Here is a 21,918-nt window from a genome sequence, read left to right as displayed (position 1 = left end):
TGCCTCAAAAAATAGGAAGGGCATTGCTGGCCAGCTTTCCGCGGAGGCGCTGGATGCTGATGTCAAGAGCTATAACCAGGACACTGGCGTTGGCGGCAACGTCGGCGCAGCACTGGCTCAGCTGCGGAAGTCATCGGTGGGCGCTAGAGCGATGGCGATCGCGCCTGGTATCCCGACCATTGCTGATCCCGAAAATACGGCACTGATAGGCTCGAGGCGGATGGACGACGCCGCAGACGCCGTTGGCCAGAGGAGCTTTTGCGGAAGGCCACGACCAGGATATGCATCTGGGGCTGATGGACCACCTGACCCGTCGTCGTCGGGTGCCGCCAGCTCAGTCGACCGGGGTTTCAATGGTAGGCAGGAAGCAGCCTCTTTACTCCGAGGATGCTTCCTTTATTTCGGGCTTGAGCAGGGCCTTACGAAGGGCAATGCCGCCAAACGTGCCGTGAAGAACACCGTAGGTGTTTCTTCGCAGCTTTGGCGGCCTGCTAACAAGAGGCGGTGGCCGTTCGGTTGAACGAGGAGTCGCTGAGCGATGATGCGCGCAAGTTCATCGGGGAGCGCTCATCTGCACCGCCCATAAGGTCGCCAAGCTCGCAAGAGTCGCTGGAGCAAGCTATCGTCCATTAACAAGCCCGATACCAGAGCTATCTGGACGGGCTCCTAGCGTCGGGAGTGTCAGTCGGCCTCCATTCGTGGGTGATGGATGAGCCGAACGTCATTGGGCCCTCCCGGGCCCAAGAGGGCGGTGTACCGCTCGCCACGAATGTCGTACTGTTTTGCCGGCTGCGCCGCGTCCGGCAAGAGGCCCCAGCGGCCGAGCTTCGAGAGCATCGTGTCCGGGGCGGGTTGGGTGCCGTGCGAAAAGCCCTCGGGAACGGCCCATGATGCAGCATAAATCTCGCGGGCCGCGGGGGACGGCGTCTCAGCCCTGGCGGACGCCGGAGCGGCTTTTTCCGTCGACCGTCCAAGCTGCGCTTGCGAGGCCCGATTCGCCGGCTGCGCACGGGGGTTCGGAACGCCTTCCAGTCGAAAGCCGGGACGCATGGCAGCGCCTGACGGATTGAGTGGGCTGCTTCGCCTCATCGTCGCCGCGGGCACGAACAGCGCGGTGTAGCGGTCAGTGTGAACCACTAAACTGTTGGGTCGGCTGTCCTGGCTCGGCGGGATGCTGCTACCGTCAAGCGCAGCCGACGCGTGCTGGTCGCCCTGCCGGAAGTTGAAGGGACGAACGACCGCTCCTAAATCCAGGGTCTGCTGATGGCGCGCGGTTGGCTCGAGAGACGATGATGGGCCGGCGTCTTCCGCCATCGCCCACAGCCGATCCTGATCGTAACCTTCCTCAGGAAGGACCAATGGCGAACCGACCGCTGGCCCGAAAGGCGACGGTGCGCCGGCGCTTTCCATCAGCACACGAGCCATTGAATTGCCCGGCTCGCTCAGCTGGCGCTCAATAGCATCCAGTTCCGCATGGCTTAGCGTCCTCTGCCTCTTCGCAGGACTCAACTGCCCGCTGAAATCCTCACCCATGAGGGCCGCGTGACTTGAAAGGGAGGTGCTCCCCGTCCGTTCATTCGCAGCCGGCTGGTAACCGTCGCTCCAGTTGAAGTGACGAACGGGTTCTCCGGGATCCGGTGCCTGGTGATCGCGCGCGGTTGGCATGAGAGACGATGCTAGGATGGCTTCGCCCATCATCCCCCGCAGCGGATCCTGATCGTGATGTTCCGCAGTCAGCTCGTTCGGCCAACTTAAAGCTTCTCGCGGCGCGCTGTGCTGCGCGGCGGCGCCCCCGAGGCGTCCTGCGTCTTCGGGATGAGGACCACGGGCCCCATGGTGCACAAGTTCCAACGCCTCGGTGAGTCTACGGTCTTCGTCGGATAAACGAGGATAGTAGTGACCTGGAGAAACAGGAACCCCTGCGACGGCACTGGTATCAAGCTGCGGCACTTCATCCAAGTACGGCTCAAACGCCGCTTGTTGCTGTTGCGGTTGTGGCTCCGCGGCGTTGTGAGCAGCGCGATCTTGGTTGAATGGGTTGATGCTGTTAAATGGGTCCATGTCACCTCCCGTTTGAGTCGGTCGCAATCCCGAGCAGATAGTGTCGCTCTCTGTTCTCGGCCTATTAGGTTCAGCTGTCGACAAGCTGACGCACTTAGGGATTTAAGAGAGCCAAATTGGCTAGCCCGACTGCCACACTCACCCGAGGGACGCGCTAGGGATGCCGGATTACATTTTTCGGAAACACTGGCTGGGCTGAGTCGGAGCCGGCACGATTTTGAGTAGCATCATGAGACCTACAAAATCGTCCCAAATAAAGTGTGTACTGAGCTGGGATGTGCTCTGACGATGCCATCCGGATGGTGCCCCAACTGAGGCGGACTTCTTCGTTGAAGGCATGCTTTGCCGAGAAGGTCTGGACTCTGGCCGCAAAGGGGAAATCGGATCCAGCAATCTTGGCACGTGTCGCGGTGCGGACGGTGCAGGAATTCTTGCAGCTGCGACCGATGTGAAGGAGGACCGACGTGCGACATGTTGCGTGTCGCCAGGAGGAAGCTTGAATCATTGCACTCGCAAGGCGTCATCCATTGAAAACCGTTGGTTCATCGCGCGGCGAAGGACCCGCACCCCGACCATCATATAGGTGGAGAGCATATATTCGCATAGAAAGAGGAATGCTGCCTCGCGCAGAAGCTCCTCCTCCTTTGCCTTGGCCACCGACCGGTGGACTGCGCTCGAGAACGCGGGCATTTGGGATGTTCAGGCCAACGAGCCGTCCGCTTGCTTAGCCTGGGCCGGCGTCCCCGGTTACGCTCGCTCCTGCTGGAAGTAGCTGGGGGACACAAAGCGCGCAGATGCTTGGCAGATTCGATGTGCAGATTGTGCGCAGAATTCTTCCCTTCCTTTGCTTCTCTGCCGCGATACTTTGCTAAGTGTGGCTTCGTTCCGAGGCTCTGCGCGACTTCAGCCGCGTAAAAGGATGTGGGACAGCACGGCTGCGCGCACACTACCAGCGGCTGTTCAACTATTGGCAGGGAGCTACACAGCCGCAACGTTACCCGATAACCCTTCATGCGCGCCGAAGACGCGGGATTACCCGGAGTACGCACCGTAGCATCGATAGCCGAGCGGGAAGCCCCCGAAAAGTTGGCGGTCGGTCCCATTCCTTTCCTCACTTGTCAGCTCCTCGAAAGCCGCACCTGCCAAGATCAAACTGAACGTCCCACGCGCGAGGGGAACAGATGAACATCGATCCACCAAACACATTGGAACCCTTGACCCAGCAGCAGCGGACGCAGCAACAGCCGGGCGGCCTAAGCGCACAAACCAGCTCACCAGCATACCCGTCGCCGGATCAAGCGGACTTTGAGCAGCAGCTGAGTGAACTGCGGTCACACCGAACATCATATTCAACTGCCGCTTCGGCGGATTCCCGGATTGGATCACCCTCGACCATGATGAGGGGCAATCGGAGAGCGGGCGCCATCCAAGAAAGCGAGCGGTGCCCGGCCGCATCCTTCGTTAGGGGGCGCGCCGAACTTGCCGCATCGCTAGCCGGAGCGAGCGTTAAGGCGCTGAAGAACGAGATCAAACTCGCTGCACAGCGAGCCGCACAGTGGCAACGAACCGCCGGATCTTCTGCCGGCAGTATCGACGGCGATCGCATTTTCGACGATGTGCTGGCATCATCGTATCTGTCGCTGCACCGCTTTCAGAACGAGGACATCGATTGTGAGCCCATTCTAGACAAGGAGGTGAGTGCCATCGCGCATGTGCGTTCCCTAGCCGGTTTGCGTGCTCAGGCTAGCCCGCATGTTTATAAGGCTGCTATCTGCTCGGACGACGAAAGGGAGGACGAAATTGATATGGCGCGTCTCGCGGCATGGCACACGAAAGGCGTTACAGAGAGTGCTTTTGTGTCATTGTGCCAGACCCCCTCGCGACTGCTCCTTTCAAAGGACCACAGCGAGAATGGCGCAAACGCGATTGCAAGGAACGCTAAGAAGCTGCACACTTATACGTTACCAAGCGTCACCGCCTGGCCGATCAAAAAGATCAACGATATTCTAGAGCGTGGGCATGCTCCCGGAGATGAGGAGCTGCGAGATTGGTTGAGGGGAATACCGCGCGAGGAGACCGAGGTCTTGTTTCTGGGCGGCAACCTAGCTGATTATCGGACAGCCAGCGTGGATAATTTGAACATTACTAGCACACCGCAAGATCATGCGCCGATCAAGAAGGCGAGGATCACCTTCGATACGCCCGAGAAGATGACGGACTCTCGAGCTCATTGCCCCTCGGATTCCGGCAACTGACCCTCTCAGTCCTGACGAGCTATCGACTGCGGCTAATCGGGCGGGACTGGCGCCCCTCCTTTCAGCTGTTTGCAAGTCAAGCGTGCCGAGCGCATACGCGTCCGGTCCGAAGGCCGGGCCCCTCGTCAGGTCGATAGCCAAGTCAGCGAAAGCGATCATGCTTCGCCGAGAAGGACCTGTTTTACGGAACCGTGATGCTGTCTTACCCACCAGGTGCGTCGTCGGCACCAAGCGTGAATTTGGATCTTACCCAATGTTACCCAACGTTCGTTTGAAAACCGCCTCAAGGCGGAAAAATGACGGATTGGCATCCCTGCCCCGCGGCCCCGGAAGAGGAGGGCGCGTGGGTTCACGGGCCAAAGAGCCTAGAAGGGAATGATGACAAGAAAGCTCGCCGCTTCTCGCGGTTATTGGTTGCCCGAAACGTTCTCATCTGTTCCACGCTTTTTGCTGGAACGGCCGTGGTCTTCACCCAAGCCAAGGCGGACGACATCAATTGGCGCCAGTTTGAAGGCGCATCGATCGTCTGGGCCTACGACATTCATCCGTATGCCGACGCGGTCGCGGCCCAATTGCCGGGGTTCGAGAAGCTCTCGGGCATCAAGGTAACATCCGAGAAGATGCCCAAACAAGGTCGACGCTAAGCCTTGCCGGGCCGGAATCTCACTGAGCAATCCGCTCACATCGAGGCGAGGCGCGGACATCGATCCGAGGCCCCGGCAAATGAGCAGTTGCCGTCCTCAGAGAGCGTCGGGGGTGCGTAGAGGCGAGCTCTTATCCTCGTTGAGCAACTGTTGTTCGGCCAGACGCCAGAATTCCTCGTCGCGTCCTTCCGGCTTGCCGGCCTTTTCCCAGAGCTGATAGGCGCGCACGGCGACTGTTTCGTCAATCCGTCTGTTCATAGGATTTCTCCGGAGCTTCAACGGACGGGAGCTTCATGCGTTCCTATGTCCTGGGTCGGCCCTCGAACGAACTGGCGCGTCGCAACCTTTCGGTTGTGACGTCGCGGTATTCGAGTCGGCGACAATCGACGCCTACAGCGCGACAATCAGGAGGAGAGCGGCGCCTCAACCCATCGAGCCTTCGCCTTTTCTGACTGGCTCGGTGAGCGTTGACTTCGGGCTCACGTCTAGAGTCGAACGGCTTCGCCGATTGGCAGGACACTGTCCGCGATCAACTAGTCCCGACCTTGCCGATCTAGCCCAGCTACCGGGCCTTCCGGCTTGCGCAGGCAGAGGCGCTGCATAGGCCTGGTGAAGCCGAACCGGAAGCTCCTCGCGTTGGACCCGTCACGTCCAGTAAGCTTCGGTTCTCTCCAGCGATAGGGTTCATCCGCCTTTCAAGATGAGGCCACCTCGTATTTGAGCTGCCTGTATCCTGAAACGAGTTGCTGGCCATCGCCAACCAAGTACTGGCGCAAACAGCGCGGGTGGGCTCAGCAGCCAATTGTCGAACAAACAAGTCTTGCAAAATCACCTTGCGCTGCTCGCGACCACCGAGAGCTTGGAACCCGCAATGTTGCGCATCGTGCACTATAGCTCGGCTGCGCGGGATGCGTTGTTGTGGTTCTGGCGCATTCTTTCATCGTCTTCTCTGAAAATGTGCATCTTTGTTGTCTGTGCAGAATTGCGATCAACTTTACCGCCATCTATGCCGTTTCCGGAGGGCAAAGACTTGCATCGATACGCCCAGCGCGTTTCATGATGTCGCCGGCGAGCGATCACTCCGAATCTTCTGACGCATATCCGTGCCTTCTCCCGACCAGAAGGGGCGAAGTCGAGGGATCCTTTTCCTCAAGTATCCTCAAGCGTTTCATCCTCGCTGTCGGTTTGAAGAATGGTTTGCGATAGGAGCGCGGCGGCTCTTTGGAGTGGAGGAATGAACCGGTCAAGCTCTGCGAAGCTGATTCGCGCCGCGGGCACCGAGACGCCAAGACAGGCTATCAGCTCCCGGTCCGGTGAAACGATAGGGACCGCGCAGCCGACCACGCCTTTCACGTATTCCTCATTGGTCTTGGCCCACCCGTGATGGCGTGTCTCCTCGAGAATCTTCAGAAGCGTCTCGCAATCCACGATGGTGTTATCAGTGTACTGGGTCAGAGCGAGTGAGCGGCATAACTTTTCACGCGGCCTTTTGGGCAGTCGGCTCATGTAGATCTTTCCGGTCGAGGTGCAGTGAAGTGGAGCCGCCTCGCCGGGATTGAATTGAAGCCCCTGTGGTTGGGACACACGTACGCTGTCAACGTAAGTGACGAGATTGTCGCGCACGACCCCGATCTCGCACTGTTCGCCGATCTCGCCGGCAACCGCGCGCAGCACGGCGTGGCGCCGTGCTGTGCGAAAAGCCGCGCCGATGACTCTGGCGGACAGCATCACCAATTGATTGCCTACCACGTAGCGCTTTGATCCAAGCGCTTTCTGAAGAAGGCCGCGTTCTTCCAGATTTCCGACAAGTCGATGCGCCGTCGGAACGGGTAACGAAAGGGCGTTCGCGATCTCAACGACCGAGACGGCCTTTGTCTGATGAGCGACATGGCCAACTATGGCGAACGCTCGGTCGAGGGGCCCAGCAGTCTTTTTTTGGTCGGCCATCGCAATCTCCCTAGTCGGAAGTAAATTATCATTTTTCGGAACTATTGCTACTGAAATATGAAAAATGACCTGGATTAAGCTCCAGTTTGCTCATATCGTTGGCGTCGGCGCTCGTTGATCGGTTTTTGTGCACGGCACAGGCCCGGTTTGGATGGCGATCAAGCCCAGGAAACTTGGCAATACGGGCGACGCGTTTTGAAAGGGGAGTGGGAATGTCTCGTCATTACGACGTGGAAGCTGTGCGCAAGGAGTTCCCTGTAGCCGAAAGGATGGTTTACCTCGACTCCGGTTTTCAGGCGCCGCTAGCGCGTCCCGTAATGGCCGCCATCGAAACCTTTCTTCGTGAAGGCTTGGAGACCGCCGGGCCGAAGAGCGTGTGGCTCGATCGGGTTGAGCAAACGCGTGCCAAAGTAGCCCGTTTCCTTGGGGTGTCGGCCAACGAAATCGCCTTCACCAAGAATACATCGGAAAGCATGAACATCGCGGCGAACGCGTTGCCTCTGCGAGACGGCGATAGCGTTTTGATGATCCATGGCGACCATCCAAACAACACCTATGCTTTCCTCAATTTGAAGAAGAAGGGTGTCCGGATTGACTTCCTTCCCATGACGGATGTCGTAAACGCCGAGGCTTTTCTTCCCTACATCGACGACACAACTCGCGCGATTTCGCTGTCGCACGTAACCTTCCACGCGGGACATCGCTTCGATATCGAGAGTATCGGCGCTCTTTGCGCGGATAAGAAGCTCTACTTCGTCGTCGACGTCATGCAGGCAATCGGGGTCGTTCCTATCGATGTGAAGGCCATCCAGGCGACTTTCGTGGGCTCCGGAAGTCACAAGGGATTGCTCGTCCCTCAAGGTCTCGGATTGCTCTATTGGGACCAGACTCTGAAGGAGCTGGAGCCCGCCTATCTTGCCGCTGCCAGTTTGGCAGAAATTCCTGACGACCTTATCACTCGTCCCGATCGCTTGGCGTCGTCTCCCACCGCGCGACGCTTCGAGTTAGGCAACTTCAACCTTCCTGCAATTCATGCGCTCGGAGCCTCGCTCGACATGATCGAGCAGATCGGTGTGAAGAACATTCAGAACCATTGCTTCGATTTAGGTGATCATCTGCTCGCTCAGCTGGACAATCTCGGCGTCAGTCTCATAGGTCCGCGTCAGCGGCGACATCGATCGCCTCACATCTACGTCGTCGGTCTTCCCGCGACAGAATGGCTCAGCTACTTCGAAGGGAATGGCGTGCGTGTTTCCCCAGAGCGTGACGGCATCCGTATATCGTTCTGCATGTTCAACACGATCGACGATGTGGATCGCTTAGTGCATCTCATCCGCGGACGGCTGTCAAAAAATTCATTCAAGGCTGCGTAGGCATGGGAGCAGTTAGAGAAAAGGTGCTCGAAGCGGACGGCCTGATCCTGCCAAAGCGCGAAGATCATGGCTTTGCGCTTGCCGATACGCCGAAGGAGAGGATCTTGCATTCAGCTGGCGCGGTCGATTAGTACCGGCACAACGCGCACGATGAGCGATCATTTGAGCGTGGTCGTCGTGCACACCCGCAATCGTGAGGTTCGCGATGTTCACTGTTCTTCTTGAAAAGACCGTGGATGGCCAGCGTTACATCGACTGGCTTCTTTCGGGTCTCGGTTGGACGTTGGCGCTCGCCTTCTTCGGCTGGTGGATTGCATTCGCAATCGGAGTCGTCGTCGGCATAGGTCGAACTGTGCAGAACCCCTTCTTCCGGGCCCTAGCTCGATTGTACGTTGAGATATTCCGAAACATCCCCGTTCTCGTGCAGATGTTTCTCTGGTACTTCGTCCTGCCCGAGCTTCTTCCAACGACCATGGGCGACTGGATAAAGCAGATACCTCTGCCTTGGGGATCTTTCTTTCCGGCCTTGTGGTGCCTGGGCCTCTACACCGCCGCGCGCATCGCAGAACAGATTCGCGCTGGCATCGAAGCCTTGCCCAGGGGGCAAGATGAAGCGGCTGCCGCACTCGGCCTGAGTGGTTACCTGGCGTATCGTCATATCATCCTGCCGCAGGCACTTCGCCTTATCGTACCTAGCCTGACAAGCGAGGTGATGGGCATCTATAAGAATACATCCGTTGCTCTAACCATCGGTCTGATGGAGCTGACCGCCCAGGCGCGCCAAATCAGCGACGCGACGTTCCAAACCTTCGCGGCATTCGGCGCCGCCACACTCATCTATCTCGCTTTGGCTTTGATCGCCTACCAGACGATGATGTTCATCGATAAAGCCGTGCGCATACCTGGTACCGCACCGGGTAGGGAGACCGGCGGGTCAGATTTCGACGATGTGAAGCTGGAAAGCTCCCTCCCTAGCGGTATGGAGGTCGTGAAATGAACAGTCTCGATTTCTCGATTGTCGTACAGGCATGGCCCTATCTTTGGTCAGGATTGCTGTTCTCGCTTTCCTTGGCGGCTGCCGCCTTCTTGATCGGGATGTTTCTTGGAACGCTCTTCGCCCTCGTGCAGCACTTTGAGCTCCGCGTTCTGAGCCCGCTCGTCCGTAGTTATGTCGCCCTGATGCGATCGATTCCGCTTATTCTAGTCCTGTTTTGGTTCTTCTTCTTGGTGCCCATCGTTCTGGGCACCTGTCAGGCAACGGTCGCCCAGTTCCAGTCGGTGCCACCTATACAGCGTTCTTTACGTTCGGCCTGTTCGAAGCCGCCTACTATTCGGAAATCATCCGTGTCGGATTGCGCGCAGTGAACAAAGGACAATTCGAGGCGTGCCAGGCTCTCGCCCTGTCGACATTCGATACGTATCGCCATGTCGTCCTTCCGCAGGTGTTTCGGGTCGCAAGCCCCATCATACTGAGCCAGACCATTATCCTGTTTCAGGATACGTCCCTTGTTTACGTTCTATCGCTCACGGATCTCCTTGGTGCGGCTTCGAAGCTCGCACAGCTCAATGGTCGTCTCGTCGAGATGTACCTCGCAGTGGCCGTTGTTTATCTCATCGTAAGCTGCGGCGCGTCCCAATTTGTCACCTCGCTCCGAAAGAAGTACGCGATCGCGGGCGCCCGCCGATAGTCAAGTCAATCATAATCTGATGGCCCGTCGTTCCCTGGGGCTATAACCTGGAGATCAGCATGCAGCAAGAGCGCACAGTTAGCCCAGCTGACCCGTTCCCGATGGTTGTCGTCGAGCACCTCGTCAAGCGATTCGGCAGCTTCAATGCCCTCAGCGACATCAACCTCAAAGTCGCAAAAGGAGAAAAGATCGTACTCTGCGGGCCATCGGGTTCCGGGAAGTCGACTCTCATCCGCTGCATCAATCATATCGAAAAGCACGATTCCGGACGTATAGTCGTCGATGGGATCGAACTGACAGACCGGATTCGCGACATCAATAACGTTCGCTCTGAAGTCGGCATGGTCTTTCAGAGCTTTAACCTGTTTCCACATCTCTCGGTGCTCGAAAATTGCATGCTGGCTCCGATGAAGGTCAGAGGCCTTGCTGAGCCCGAGGCGCATGAGCGGTCGATGGCCCTGCTGAGGAAAGTCCGGATCCATGATCAGGCCAAGAAATATCCGGCGCAATTGTCGGGCGGCCAACAGCAACGTGTCGCTATAGCTCGCGCCCTGTGCATGCAGCCCAAGATCATGCTCTTTGACGAGCCGACGTCTGCCCTCGATCCGGAAATGGTCAAGGAGGTGCTCGAGACCATAGTTGAGCTCGCGCAGGACGGGATGACGATGGTCTGCGTCACGCACGAAATGGGTTTTGCGCGCGAAGTTGCGGATCGTGTGGTCTTCATGGATCGCGGCGCAATCGTGGAAGAGGGCGATCCGAGCACCTTCTTTCGAGCGCCGAACACGAACCGCGCGAAAGCCTTCCTCAACCAGATCATTCACTGAGATCGCGCCACGCGCCGTCTTCCGTGAAACGCCATGGCAGACACTTAGAGTATGACCAGCGCATCGCCGACGGAGCGCGAATGACGCGATCGCGTATGCCCACGCGCTGGAGCATATCGCGGGTGGGGAAGGCGAGCCGTCGTTCTCGGCGTCTTAGCCTATAGAAGAATTATCATATTTCGAAATTAAAGAACTCGTAAACTGACATTTATGTGGTGCCAATAGCGCCCGCGGCCTATCATTTAGCCACGGTTGAGTGCTGCCCGGTTTATGTGCGGTTCGGAGTGAGCGCATGGTGCGCTGCCCAGCTTCGGGGACTAAGGCGTCTGCCGGCGGTTGGAAGCGGTCATCTTAGACGGCTGATCGCGCACGGATCGCTGGCAGCGCACGCGCTGCCCAGATCAAAGGCGCAAAAGCCGCGTTTCATATGAAGCAAAGGAATTCCCATGGCTAAAGTGCTTGCACTGCTTTCAGCGACTGCGATCACCCTAATGGCGATCTCCAAGGTCCAAGCGGGCCAAACGCTTGAAAACATCAAATCTAAAAAGGTGATCACCATTGGTTATCGCGAAGCTTCGATACCCTTTTCCTATCTCGGCGCTGACCAGAAGCCTGTTGGTTTTTCTCTCGAGCTGTGCGCGCACGTCGTCGATCGTCTGAAAGTTGATCTCGGTACTCCGGACATTCAGACAAAGCTTACGCCCGTCAACTCGTCCAATCGTATTCCACTTATCCAGAATGGCACGATCGACATCGAGTGCGGTGGCACAGCCAGCAGTAAGCAGCGTCTAGAACAGGTCTCATTCAGCGTTGCGACCTTCGCCAGTCAAACGGCTTGGCTCGCAAAGGCCTCGAGCGGGCTCAAGACGCCGAAAGATCTGAAAGGGAAGACCGTTGTCGTAACTCAAGGGTCCGATGCTCTTGGCATCGCCAAAGGCATTTCGCAGCAGGACGATCTCAACCTGACAATCGCGCAAGCCAAAGACCATGCGGAATCGCTGCTGCTGCTCACGACCGGTCGTGTGGCGGCGTGGGTGGAAGCCGACATTCTGTTGGCCGGTATGAAGGCGGATTATTCGAAACCAACCGACCTCATCTTTCTAAAAGCTAACTATGGTACCATTTACTATTATGGCCTGATGTTCTCGAAGGATGATCCCGACTTCAAAAAGATAGTCGACGACGTTCTCTCCAAACTCATGGCTTCCGGCGAGTTCACCAAAATCTACGACAAATGGTTCGTGGCTGCGATCCCGCCGAAAAATATCAATCTGAACTTCCCAATGCCCGATGCGCTCAAGGAGCGCGTCGCTCACCCCAGTGATGTCGTCGATTACTGAGCTTGACCGCGGCGAGCCGAAGCCGCTGCGGCAATAGGACGTCAACGCCAGACCTGCAGCATGGTCACAATGCTGGTTGTGATCGCGAGTGCTGACGCAAGCAACTGTCGTCACCTAAAGGGAGCGTGAAATGAGAAGCGGAGCGGTTGGCTGGGAGTCGATGACGGACGCGGATCGACAAATCGCGCAATGGGTCGAGCAGACGCCATTTGTGGACACCCATGAACACCTGATCGAGGAAAGCCAGCGCCTTTCTGGAGCAGTCCATCCACGGACATTGCCATGCAACGACTGGGCCTATCTATTCAGATCCTATGCTGCCGAGGATCTGGTGGTTGCGGGCCTGCCAGTGAGCGACCTGCGAGCGTTTCTCGGGCCGGATCTTACGAGCCAGGAAAAATATCGGCTGATCGCGCCCTATTGGGAACGGATCCGTCACACCGGCTACGCCCAGGCGCTGCGCCATACATTTCGTGGCGTTTACGGTGAAGAAGACCTGTCCGACGAAAGCCTGCCCCGGATCGCCGAGAAATACCATCAAACCGTTCAGCCGGGTTTTTACGCACGGATTCTGGAGCTGGCAAACATCAACGGCTGTCACGTCAATTCGCTACAGCGCATCTTTATGGAGACCGAGCAGCCAGGGTTGCTCGACCACGACATAAGCATCCTTCAATTGTGCCGGTGTAGTGCTGCTGACTTTGCGTGGGTGGAAGCCGAGACGGGCAGACGCCCCACCACGCTCGATGAATGGCTCGGGGTTATAGACTTTTATTTTGCGACTTACGCCGCCAAAGCCGTGGCTGTAAAATCGCAAATTGCCTATTCTCGCGCTCTCAATTTCGAGCCGGTCACCAAGGCGCATGCCGCAAGACTATTCCCGCACCATGCCGACAGGGTAGGCGCATTGCACGCCCTTGGTCCTGAGGACCTTAAGGCGCTGCAAGACTATCTATTCCGCTATTGCGTCAGCAAGGCTGGCGAGTACGGCCTGCCGGTCAAACTGCACACCGGCGTTTTGGCGGGCCACGGCGTGATGCAACTCGCGCGTACTCGCAGCAATGCAGCAGATCTCTGCCGTCTGCTGCAGGACTTTCCCGAAACCCGATTCGTCCTCATGCATATTGGCTACCCATACGAGCACGAGTTTATTGCGTTGGCCAAACATTATCCTAACGCGGCGATCGACATGTGCTGGGCATGGATCATCAACCCCGTGGCGGGCGTTCGCTTCTTGAAGGAGTTTTTGATGGCGGTTCCGTCCAACAAGATCTTCACCTTTGGCGGCGACTATGTCGCTGTCGAGCCAATTTATGGCCATGCGTGCGTAGCGCGCCGTGGAATCGCACGAGCTCTCTCGCAATTGGTCGCCGAAGGCTGGATCGCGCTCGAGGACACCCGTGACTTGATTGACCGGATCATGCGCGGCAACGCGCTTCAGTTCTTTCAGAAAGCGCATCGGGAGGATACGACGCAGCGGTGAATGGCGCACAACCTCGTTTAAAGTTTGTCTACATCCATGACCATCAGCGATGTGAGGGTGGTTGGCGCGCCCAGCGCATCGAGCGTGATACAGCGCTCGAGCTCCCGGACGGACGCTTTCTTTCCGCGCGACTGCCGGTTCATCCGCCTGTTCGACGACAGGTACGAACCGCAGGCCGCCGACAACACTCAGCAACGGCCGCGCTCATCATTAGCCTGGCTGCAGCTAGGACATTGCGTTACCGGTGGACGCCCGGGCCGAGAGCCACGGCCAAGGGGAGGCACCGCTCGTCGTCTGATGGCGATGTCCAATCGTGAATTGCGCCAGTGCGGCGCGTGCGCATCAAGTTCGATATGCGGGCCAACTGGTACCCCCGATCCCAAGGCGGCAGAGATTGAGCTCGCGCAGCTGGCAGAAGCATCCACGGCAATATCAACTCTGACGTTCCGCACCGCGATTCAGGTCACGACTAATGCAATCCTTGACCCGACGGACTGTAAGAAGCTGCAATCTCGTTCGGGCTTTGGCGCCGGTCGTCTTGCCGCCCATCTCAAAACTTTAGTGCCATTCGCCTGCCGACGCTTCATGCTGAATTGCACGCCCCTGTGTTGCATAATTTCTTTCGACCTCATCACCGGCGTTTGCACCGGTTCAGCACCACGTCGGCCGAGTGCAGATTGAGGCTGATCTCTGAGGCCGCTGATCAAGCCCGCCAAGGCATGCGGCCTGGGCGCGCGCGCGTGACCTCAGTAGCAATCTCGGCCGCCAGGATTGTGTCACGGGGGCATCGAGAATCTGCAGTATTTCATCGCATTATTGGATGATTGGCTTGGCTTCACCTCAATGGCTGGCTTCAACTTTGAAGCGCGGCAGAAAGCAGTTGATCAAAACTGTTGCGCCAAATGTCTCATGTGTCGTCGAACGCATCGATTCATGCCGGTTGGCCGCGAGGCGGCGTTGCCGCTCGAAGTTACTGTAGTCATGCATCGACTTGCTCGGTGAACCTGACCAGAGACGAGTCTGGTTAGCGATGGGAAGATAGACATCGAAATAGAAGAGGATGCCAACCGAGGATGTTAGATTGAAATACTCAACTATTGCGTTTAGCTGCTCTTGACCTCTACAGATCGTCCAGCTTGAGCTCGCTCGGTCGGTCCAAAACATTACGGTCGCAAATGGGCGCGTCGACAGCACCTTCCTGAGAACGAAGCGAGCTCTTGATGAGTAGTGGAGAGCCGATGTGAGTGCACTCGTGTGGAATCAAATCGGGGTTGCAAAAGCGCTGCACACAGTTCGGCGTCATTCGGCAACTATCGTGGTCGAAGCTCTTCTGAGGCGCGCCGGCTCCGAGAACATCGGAAGGCCTGGCCAAGGCCTCTTCGGTGATAGCCGCCCGGTATCAATTGGCGGCTTATTATCAGCGCTCTCAAATCGGTCGCTCGGCGGCATTCAGGGCGGGCCTGCGCGAAAGGGCAGGGGGGCCGCCGAAATCGCAGGCGGAGATCGGCTTGACGTCAAGACCCGGCGAGCGGCTCAGAGGCCGTCGCATTCGGAGGTGTGATGTCTTCGGTCAACTCCATGCTTCATCTGGGCTTGAATCTTCATGGGGCTGGCGGGCACTCTGCCGCGTGGCGCTGGCCGGGCACAAATCCAAGCGCCTTTTTCGATATCGAGCACTACGTCCGGGCCGCGAAGCTTGCGGAGCACGGTCTGCTGGATGCCGTATTCGTCGCCGATACGCCCGCGATAAGTTCCGACATTACGCACCAGCCGCCGCTGAATGGGCTCGAGCCTACGCTGGTTCTCTCTGTGATTGCCCGCGAAACGAAGCGGATTGGGCTGATCGCGACGGCGTCGACAACCTACAATGAGCCATACAATCTCGCCCGGCGTTTCCAATCTCTCGATGTCATCAGCGGTGGCCGCGTCGCCTGGAACGCCGTCACGACCTCGAGCCCGGCGACGGTCGCGAACTTTGGCGGTCAAGAGATCGCACGAGCGGATCGCTACAGACGCGCCGAGGACTTCGTTGAAACCGTCCGTGCTCTCTGGCTGAGCTGGAGCGACAAGATGATCATCGCCGATCAGGCTGCGGGTGTTTATGCAGATCAGAGTCAATTCCGGCTTCTCGACCCAACTACGAATATCTTCGGTATCCGAGGCCCGCTTACGCATCCCGCTTCGTCGCAAGGTCTTCCAGTCATCGTTCAGGCAGGCGGTTCGGAGCCCGGATTGCGGCTTGGTGCCCGCAGTGCAGATGTCGTGTTTGCGGCCGCCGGGGACTTGGCAACGGCGCTGCAGGAGGCCGCGCGCCTGCGCGCGCTCTCGCGGCAATTCGGACGGCCCGCGGCTCCGCTCATCCTGCCAGGGCTGGTCACCTGCATCGGGGGAACCGAGGAAGAGGCGGCTCGTCGCAAAGAGCAGCTGGACGAGCTGCTCGATCTGGAGCGCGCCGTGGCTGCTCTTGCACGAAGCATGGGCGTGGCGGTCGAGAAGCTCAGCCTCGAAAGCACCATCCCGCAGGAGATTTTGCCCGATGCAGACAAGGTTCCGTTTTCTGTCGGCCACCATCGCACGATTGAAGTCCTTGCACGTCAAGGCCGGACGGTTCGCGAGATCATCAGTGGCGTTCAAGCGTTTGGGCATCGCCTGATCGTAGGCGCACCCGAGCAGATCGCGGATTCGATTGAAGCATGGTTCCGCGCTGGCGCGGTCGATGGTTTCAATATCATTCCGGACGTGCTGACGGATGGCACTCCGGCCTTTGTCGACAATGTGGTGCCCATCCTGCAGAAGCGCGGACTGTTTCGCAAAGAATATCGCGGGCAGACACTGCGGGAGCATTTTGGAATTTCGATTCCTTCTGAGCCGACAAGAGCCGCAGCTAGCTCACCGCTGTGACGTTTCCTCAACATCAAACGCTCCGGAGCCTGGATATGCTTTCACCGACTGCGCGACCCACGAGGCGCTTCACTGGCCGGTCGAACCATCTAGCACGAAAGATGGCGGCCACCCTTGCCGTGCTCTCAGGCCTGTCTCAATGGACACCCAGCGTTCATGCCCAAGAAGGGGTAGCCGTGAAGCGGGGAGGCGTTATCCGTTATGGACATTTTCAAGAGCCTGCCTGCCTGTTCGGCGGGTGGGTGCAGCAATGGTACCTGCAACGCCAGTACAGTGACAATCTGGTTGCTCGTAGCGACGACGGCAAGATTGCGCCATGGTTGGCCGAGTCCTGGACCATCTCCGACGACAAAAAGGTGTACACATTCGAGATAAAACCAAATGTGAAGTTCACGGACGGGACTGCTCTCGATGCGCAGGCCATCGCTGACAATATCAACGGGTGGCTCAGCAATGATCCCGATCTTCGCAATCCGACTGCCGCTCCGTATCTTAGCGACAGCTTCGAATCGGCAAAGGCAATCGCTCCCCTGACGCTGCAGGTAACCTTGAAGGTGCCGTTTGAGCCCTTGCTCAACGTGTTCGCTCAATCCTCACAAGGTATTCTGTCGCCAACCGCGCTCAAACGTGGGCTTGCGGTGAATTGCGAGAACCCGGTCGGCTCGGGTCCTTTCATCGTCGACAAGTGGCGCCATGGGCGGGAAGTCACCTTCCGCCGTAATCCCGACTACAATTGGGCGCCGGCCACCGCGAAACACCAGGGCCCGGCTTACGTTGACGGAATCAGCTGGAAGTTTCTGCCAGATCAGACTGTCCGATATGGCTCGCTGATCACGGGCGAGACCGATGCCATTTACGATATCCCGGCCATTGCATGGAAAGACGCTAATTCCCGCTTTCCAGTATTGCGGCATATTACCGGCGGCACCCCTCTACGCCTTGCATTGTATGCGGCCAGGCCCCCGTTTGACGACGTACTCGTCCGCAAGGCTTTTGCTTATTCTACTGATCGAAAGGCCGCGGTTGACACATCCTTCCTTGGCTCTTTGCCATTTGAAGGCAACGGTGCGCTAAGTCAAAGCTCGCCGGAATACCTGCACGAACTCGGGCGGGCCTATGCGTACGATATTCGGAAAGCCAATCAGCTGCTTGATCAGGCGGGTTGGACCGAGCGCGACCGTAACGGCGTCCGTGTCAAGAACGGCAATTCACTGACGGTACGTATTTCCTATTCGAACGCTTTTCTGAAGCCCGATGGCGAGCAAGCCTTGCAAGTAATCCAACAGCAGGCAAGGGCGGCCGGTTTTGACGTACGTCTTCAACCCACTAATCCCGCTGATTTCTTCGCCGGAAGAAACCTCGGCCCGGATGATTATGAAATCGTGCTGCTCTATTGGGTTGCACCCGGCGCCGAGATATTCCGAATTTCATGGAAGCCGGACCAGAATGGTGAACCCAATCGATTCAATCCGTCGCGCTTCCAGGATTCGGCGCTTTGGGAGGTGATCCAAAGGGCGGAGCAGGACTTCAGTAGCGCTGAACGTAAGGGTCTTTATCAGCAGGCGGAACGGAAGATCGTGGATGAGGCTCCTGTGATTGGCTTCACGGTGCTGGACGTGACTTTGGCTACCAGCCCTAATCTGAAAGACGTGTGGCTGGACCACGGGTCAGTGGGCGAGCCCGTCTTCTATGATGCTCATTTTGATGAACGGAAATGAGGCCGTGAAGCGCGTAGCCCACAATCCGCTTGTTTGGTTCGCGCGCCGCATACTCTCCGGCGTGGCTGTCGTCTGGGCTGCAGCAACATTTGCGTTCCTGATTCAGTGTTTGCTGCCCGGCGATCGCGCGCAGATCATCATCAATGTACGGAGTGGTAATGTCGGGCCGGCGGCTCCGGCAGAGCTCGCAGCCATCAATGCGCAATACGGCTTTGATCAACCGCTCGTGGTTCAATATGCCAAGTACGTATGGTGCATCCTGCACGGCGATCTTGGTGAATCATACCAGCAGCATCGAGCAGTCGCGGGGATCATCGCAGAGCAGATTGGTCCAACTATCGTTCTGGCGATCGCCGCGCTGCTGATGGCATGGGCTATTGCCATCTTGACCACCCTGTTGATCGCCGGCAGAGACAACATATGGTCGAAGCTGCTCAGCGGCGCGCAAATCTTCCTGGCAACCGTACCGCCTTACTGGTTAGCTACAATTCTGCTCGTCATCTTTGCGGTGAACTTGCGGATTTTTCCCGTTGTCGGGGAAAGTTCGCCGATGGGACTGGTTCTCCCAACCCTTGCGCTGGCGCTCGAACTGTCGGGCTTTTTCGGACAAGTCGTTCTGAACGAGTTCACGCGCGTGCTCGAGCAGCCCTTCGTTACGTCCGCGCGAGCTCGAGGCATGAGTGATTTCGGCGTCAGACTTCACCACGTCCTGCGTCATGCCGCATTGCCCGGCATTACGTTGTCAGGTTGGGCTCTTGGCAAGCTTCTTTCGGGGGCGATCTTGATAGAGGTCGTTTTCGCCCGTCAAGGCCTAGGTGGAGTTCTCGTTGCCGCGACGTCCTCGCGGGACGTTCCGATTGTCTCGGGAGCTGTTTTGATCTCTGCCGGCCTATTCGTCCTTGTCAGTGTGATTGTTGATCTGGCTTACCGGATACTCGATCCGAGGATGAAGCTGACATGAGCAGGTCCGTAGAAGTCACGGTGTCTCGGCCGCTCGGAGAACTCCTGGAATTCATCTGCTATGTTCCCTTCCGGGTTGCTGCCTCGCTTGCCGCCATTGGCTTCTTCGTCCTCGCGGCCATCGCGCCAAAGGTGCTGCAGACGCACGACCCGCTCGCTATTGATTTAAGCTCGTCATTGCAGTCGCCTTCGATCGTCCATTGGTTGGGTACCGATCAATTGGGCCGGGATCTCTACTCCCGCGTGCTGGAGGGGGCTGGCCAATCGCTTGCCATCGGACTTGGTGCGACCGCACTGAGCATGTCCGTTGCACTCATTCTCGGCGTCGCCGCCGCGCTTTCCGGTGGCCTGCTCGACAGCATTCTCACCCGGATTTTCGACGTGCTCTTCGCAATTCCCACGCTCTTGCTCGCCCTGGTGTTCGTGACCGTCTTTGGGCCGTCGGTGCTGACTGAGGTCATAGCCGTCGGAATCGGCGCGGCGCCCGGCTATGCGCGCATGATCAGGGGCCAGATGCTATCTATCAAGGGGACCGGGTACGTGGAGGCAGCCAAGGCCCTCGGACATCCGTTTCCACGTATCGTCTGGAGGCATATTCTTCCGAACGCGATGAGCCCGCTGACGGCTATGGTGACGATCGGGGTCGGTCAGGCGATTATCTGGGCGTCCGGCCTGGCCTTTCTAGGTCTTGGCGTTGCTCCCCCGGCCCCTGAATGGGGTGCGCTGCTCAATGCCGGCCGCAACTATGTGATCTATGCGTGGTGGCTGGAGATCATACCCGGACTGGCCGTGACGATTTTTGCCCTCAGCCTCACCATTGTCGGAGGCCACCTGCAGGACCGTCTGGAAGGAAAAATTTGAATGCTGCAGGCTCCTCCCAAGCCTGTCTCGCAGCAGGCAGATCTCCTCACGGTCGATTCGCTGCATGTTTCCTTCGGGCGCGACATCTCCGCAAAAGCGGTCGTGCGCAATGTCTCCTTCTCCTTACGCCCGGGGCGGTGCCTTGCGATCGTCGGTGAGTCCGGCTCAGGCAAGAGCGTGACCGCGCGGGCTCTCATAGGCCTCGCCGGTCGCCACGCCAGGGTCCATGCACGCCAACTGAGCTTCGACGGAACGGACCTGATCGGCCTTCACGATCGTGGTTGGCGGCGCATTCGCGGCAACGGGATTGGCTTCGTACTACAGGATGCACTCGTCTCACTGGACCCGCTTCGCCGGGTCGGCAAAGAGATTGGCGAGGGACTGCGCCTGCATGGTGCCGTATCATCACGCCAGGAGCTCGCACAGCGCGTGATTGCTCTCCTCAAGCTCGTCGGCATCCCTGAACCCGAAATCAAGGCCAAGCAACTGCCGCAGCAATTGTCCGGTGGTCAACGCCAACGGGCACTCATCGCCGCAGCACTCGCGCTCGATCCACACCTGCTCATCGCCGACGAGCCGACCACCGCTCTCGACGTGACAGCGCAAGCTCAGGTGCTGGCACTGCTCGAGGAAACCAAAACGCGAGGTAAAGCTCTGATCCTGGTCAGTCACGATCTGGCAGTGGTCTCCCGCGTGGCGGATGAGGTCCTCGTCATGCGTCAAGGCGAGGTCGTCGAACGCGGTACCGCCGCTCAGATATTCGGAGATCCACGACACTCCTATACTCGTCAGCTGCTGGACGCCGTGCCGTCAGGCCGGCCGCGTGGCTCACGTCTCTCATCATCGGCCATTGGCGAGCAAACGGAGCCACCCGTGCAATGGCCGCCGACATCTCGCTCCATCGTGCTCGAAGCGACAAACCTGGTGAAGCGCTTCAAGGGCCCAGATGGCTCCTTACGGGCAGCCGTCGACGGCGTCTCATTTGAATTGCGATCCGGCGAGACTTTGGGCATCGTGGGTGAGTCCGGGTCAGGAAAGTCCACGATGGCGCGCATGGTTCTCGCGCTCGAGGGACCGGACGGGGGAGCCGTCCAGTTTGAAGGCCGGGCCTGGACCACGCTTGCCGAACGTGAACGGCGGGCTCGCCGGCGGTCGATATCGATTATATATCAGGATCCTCTTAGCTCGTTTGATCCACGCTGGACCGTCGGTCGCATTTTATCCGATAGCCTATCGATGGACGTGGAGACATCGCGCAAGCGTCAGGAGCGCGTTATCGAGCTGCTCGATCTGGTCGGGCTGTCGAGCGCCTTGCTTGGCCGACGATCGCTCGAGCTCTCGGGCGGTCAGCGCCAGCGCGTCGCAATCGCGCGCGCGATCGCGCCTAATCCTGCCGTGATCGTCTGCGATGAGCCGGTTTCGGCGCTCGACGTCTCGATCCAGGCCCAAGTCCTGGACCTGCTCGGCGATCTAAAGCGCCACCTCGGCATGAGTTATCTCTTCATCTCCCATGATCTCGGCGTTGTTCGTCATATCAGCGATCGCATCATCGTGATGCGCCAGGGGAGAATTGTCGACTGTGGCGCTACTGAAGAGATATTCCTCAATCCACAATCTGAATATACCAGGAGCCTTATCGCCGCCATGCCCCGTCTTGTGCGCGATTCTGAGATAAGTCGTCCGTCAATGATTCTCGAAAGAGGCATCGCGTGAATGCTGCCGAATTCGACTTTCTGGGTCATAAATAGCGGATCTTCAATCGGGAGGCACTACCATTTTGCGCGCCGGTTCGGTCACGATTGCGCGCTCGTTCATCGCACCGCCAGTGTGGTTCGCGATGGGTCGGCCGGCGCGCGGGGC

Annotated in this window: 16 protein-coding genes and 1 pseudogene; 13 read left to right on the top strand and 4 right to left on the bottom strand. The window is 58.2% G+C overall.

Going from position 1 to position 21,918, the window contains the following annotated elements; translation table 11 throughout:
• Window positions 1–681 precede the first annotated feature (681 nt).
• A complete protein-coding gene (locus J2R80_RS41200) occupies window positions 682–2,061 on the bottom strand; it encodes a hypothetical protein (protein WP_253640757.1) in 1,380 nt (459 codons plus the stop codon).
• Window positions 2,062–3,242: 1,181 nt separating this feature from the next.
• Here J2R80_RS41200 and J2R80_RS41195 point away from each other — a divergent pair.
• A complete protein-coding gene (locus tag J2R80_RS41195; RefSeq protein ID WP_253640756.1) occupies window positions 3,243–4,316 on the top strand; it encodes a hypothetical protein in 1,074 nt (357 codons plus the stop codon).
• 296 nt (window positions 4,317–4,612) lie between these two features.
• A complete protein-coding gene (locus J2R80_RS41190) occupies window positions 4,613–4,960 on the top strand; it encodes a hypothetical protein (protein ID WP_253640755.1) in 348 nt (115 codons plus the stop codon).
• A gap of 96 nt (window positions 4,961–5,056) precedes the next feature.
• On the opposite strand, the gene J2R80_RS41185 is transcribed toward J2R80_RS41190, so the two are convergent.
• Together J2R80_RS41185 and J2R80_RS41180 are read right to left on the bottom strand one after the other, a co-directional pair.
• Window positions 5,057–5,218 carry a DUF2934 domain-containing protein gene (locus J2R80_RS41185; RefSeq protein ID WP_253640754.1) on the bottom strand — a complete coding sequence of 54 codons (162 nt, stop codon included), beginning with the start codon at window positions 5,216–5,218 and terminating at the stop codon, window positions 5,057–5,059.
• A gap of 891 nt (window positions 5,219–6,109) precedes the next feature.
• Window positions 6,110–6,907, bottom strand: coding sequence for an IclR family transcriptional regulator (locus J2R80_RS41180; RefSeq protein WP_253640753.1), 798 nt, complete (start codon window positions 6,905–6,907; stop codon window positions 6,110–6,112).
• A gap of 212 nt (window positions 6,908–7,119) precedes the next feature.
• Between J2R80_RS41180 and J2R80_RS41175 the strand changes: the two genes are divergently transcribed.
• The 6 genes and pseudogenes from J2R80_RS41175 to J2R80_RS41150 all read left to right on the top strand — a co-directional run bounded on the left by J2R80_RS41175 (window position 7,120) and on the right by J2R80_RS41150 (window position 13,618).
• On the top strand, window positions 7,120–8,280 hold the full coding sequence (locus J2R80_RS41175) for an aminotransferase class V-fold PLP-dependent enzyme (RefSeq protein WP_253640752.1): 1,161 nt from the start codon (window positions 7,120–7,122) through the stop codon (window positions 8,278–8,280).
• A 205-nt stretch (window positions 8,281–8,485) separates the two neighbouring features.
• Window positions 8,486–9,277, top strand: coding sequence for an amino acid ABC transporter permease (locus J2R80_RS41170; RefSeq protein ID WP_253640751.1), 792 nt, complete (start codon window positions 8,486–8,488; stop codon window positions 9,275–9,277).
• Window positions 9,274–9,968 (top strand): annotated as a pseudogene (locus J2R80_RS41165) (amino acid ABC transporter permease). Before J2R80_RS41170 ends, J2R80_RS41165 begins: the two are co-directional and overlap by 4 nt.
• A 59-nt stretch (window positions 9,969–10,027) precedes the next feature.
• The gene (locus tag J2R80_RS41160) at window positions 10,028–10,795 is read left to right on the top strand and encodes an amino acid ABC transporter ATP-binding protein (protein WP_305884570.1); all 768 of its coding nucleotides are present in this window, start codon (window positions 10,028–10,030) and stop codon (window positions 10,793–10,795) included.
• A gap of 446 nt (window positions 10,796–11,241) precedes the next feature.
• A complete protein-coding gene (locus J2R80_RS41155; RefSeq protein WP_253640750.1) occupies window positions 11,242–12,135 on the top strand; it encodes an amino acid ABC transporter substrate-binding protein in 894 nt (297 codons plus the stop codon).
• Between the two features lie 130 nt (window positions 12,136–12,265).
• Entirely contained in the window at window positions 12,266–13,618 is a 1,353-nt protein-coding gene (locus tag J2R80_RS41150) for an amidohydrolase family protein (protein WP_253640749.1), read from the top strand.
• Window positions 13,619–14,458: 840 nt separating this feature from the next.
• Here the strand turns inward: J2R80_RS41150 and J2R80_RS41145 are convergent.
• The gene (locus tag J2R80_RS41145; RefSeq protein WP_253640748.1) at window positions 14,459–14,605 is read right to left on the bottom strand and encodes a hypothetical protein; all 147 of its coding nucleotides are present in this window, start codon (window positions 14,603–14,605) and stop codon (window positions 14,459–14,461) included.
• Window positions 14,606–15,178: 573 nt separating this feature from the next.
• Here J2R80_RS41145 and J2R80_RS41140 point away from each other — a divergent pair.
• From J2R80_RS41140 to J2R80_RS41120, 5 genes are all read left to right on the top strand, one after another.
• Window positions 15,179–16,519: an NtaA/DmoA family FMN-dependent monooxygenase gene (locus tag J2R80_RS41140; protein ID WP_253640747.1), complete on the top strand. Its 1,341-nt coding sequence runs from the start codon at window positions 15,179–15,181 to the stop codon at window positions 16,517–16,519.
• Window positions 16,520–16,620: 101 nt separating this feature from the next.
• Window positions 16,621–18,237 carry an ABC transporter substrate-binding protein gene (locus J2R80_RS41135; RefSeq protein WP_253640746.1) on the top strand — a complete coding sequence of 539 codons (1,617 nt, stop codon included), beginning with the start codon at window positions 16,621–16,623 and terminating at the stop codon, window positions 18,235–18,237.
• Window positions 18,209–19,198, top strand: a complete 990-nt coding sequence (locus J2R80_RS41130; protein WP_253640745.1) for an ABC transporter permease — start codon at window positions 18,209–18,211, stop codon at window positions 19,196–19,198. The genes J2R80_RS41135 and J2R80_RS41130 overlap by 29 nt, the downstream gene beginning before the upstream one ends.
• On the top strand, window positions 19,195–20,058 hold the full coding sequence (locus J2R80_RS41125) for an ABC transporter permease (protein WP_253640744.1): 864 nt from the start codon (window positions 19,195–19,197) through the stop codon (window positions 20,056–20,058). Before J2R80_RS41130 ends, J2R80_RS41125 begins: the two co-directional genes overlap by 4 nt.
• Entirely contained in the window at window positions 20,059–21,771 is a 1,713-nt protein-coding gene (locus tag J2R80_RS41120; RefSeq protein WP_253640743.1) for an ABC transporter ATP-binding protein, read from the top strand.
• The last annotated feature ends 147 nt before the right edge of the window (window positions 21,772–21,918 follow it).

It is taken from the genome of Bradyrhizobium sp. USDA 4541, from assembly GCF_024171085.1.
Taxonomy (GTDB): Bacteria; Pseudomonadota; Alphaproteobacteria; order Rhizobiales; family Xanthobacteraceae; genus Bradyrhizobium; species Bradyrhizobium australafricanum.
The sequence above is the reverse complement of the archived record's forward strand: the minus strand, read 5'-3'. Positions and strand labels throughout refer to the sequence as shown.

What these genes read in the sequence shown, in the direction of transcription:
- J2R80_RS41135 (WP_253640746.1), top strand. Translation starts at nt 16,621, where the DNA reads ATGGCGGCCACCCTTGCCGTGCTCTCAGGCCTGTCTCAATGGACACCC.
- J2R80_RS41125 (WP_253640744.1), top strand. Translation starts at nt 19,195, where the DNA reads ATGAGCAGGTCCGTAGAAGTCACGGTGTCTCGGCCGCTCGGAGAACTC.
- J2R80_RS41155 (WP_253640750.1), top strand. Translation starts at nt 11,242, where the DNA reads ATGGCTAAAGTGCTTGCACTGCTTTCAGCGACTGCGATCACCCTAATG.
- J2R80_RS41185 (WP_253640754.1), bottom strand. Translation starts at nt 5,218, where the DNA reads ATGAACAGACGGATTGACGAAACAGTCGCCGTGCGCGCCTATCAGCTC.
- J2R80_RS41170 (WP_253640751.1), top strand. Translation starts at nt 8,486, where the DNA reads ATGTTCACTGTTCTTCTTGAAAAGACCGTGGATGGCCAGCGTTACATC.
- J2R80_RS41175 (WP_253640752.1), top strand. Translation starts at nt 7,120, where the DNA reads ATGTCTCGTCATTACGACGTGGAAGCTGTGCGCAAGGAGTTCCCTGTA.
- J2R80_RS41195 (WP_253640756.1), top strand. Translation starts at nt 3,243, where the DNA reads ATGAACATCGATCCACCAAACACATTGGAACCCTTGACCCAGCAGCAG.
- J2R80_RS41160 (WP_305884570.1), top strand. Translation starts at nt 10,028, where the DNA reads ATGCAGCAAGAGCGCACAGTTAGCCCAGCTGACCCGTTCCCGATGGTT.
- J2R80_RS41180 (WP_253640753.1), bottom strand. Translation starts at nt 6,907, where the DNA reads ATGGCCGACCAAAAAAAGACTGCTGGGCCCCTCGACCGAGCGTTCGCC.
- J2R80_RS41145 (WP_253640748.1), bottom strand. Translation starts at nt 14,605, where the DNA reads ATGCATGACTACAGTAACTTCGAGCGGCAACGCCGCCTCGCGGCCAAC.
- J2R80_RS41150 (WP_253640749.1), top strand. Translation starts at nt 12,266, where the DNA reads ATGAGAAGCGGAGCGGTTGGCTGGGAGTCGATGACGGACGCGGATCGA.
- J2R80_RS41190 (WP_253640755.1), top strand. Translation starts at nt 4,613, where the DNA reads ATGACGGATTGGCATCCCTGCCCCGCGGCCCCGGAAGAGGAGGGCGCG.
- J2R80_RS41120 (WP_253640743.1), top strand. Translation starts at nt 20,059, where the DNA reads ATGCTGCAGGCTCCTCCCAAGCCTGTCTCGCAGCAGGCAGATCTCCTC.
- J2R80_RS41130 (WP_253640745.1), top strand. Translation starts at nt 18,209, where the DNA reads ATGATGCTCATTTTGATGAACGGAAATGAGGCCGTGAAGCGCGTAGCC.
- J2R80_RS41200 (WP_253640757.1), bottom strand. Translation starts at nt 2,061, where the DNA reads ATGGACCCATTTAACAGCATCAACCCATTCAACCAAGATCGCGCTGCT.
- J2R80_RS41140 (WP_253640747.1), top strand. Translation starts at nt 15,179, where the DNA reads ATGTCTTCGGTCAACTCCATGCTTCATCTGGGCTTGAATCTTCATGGG.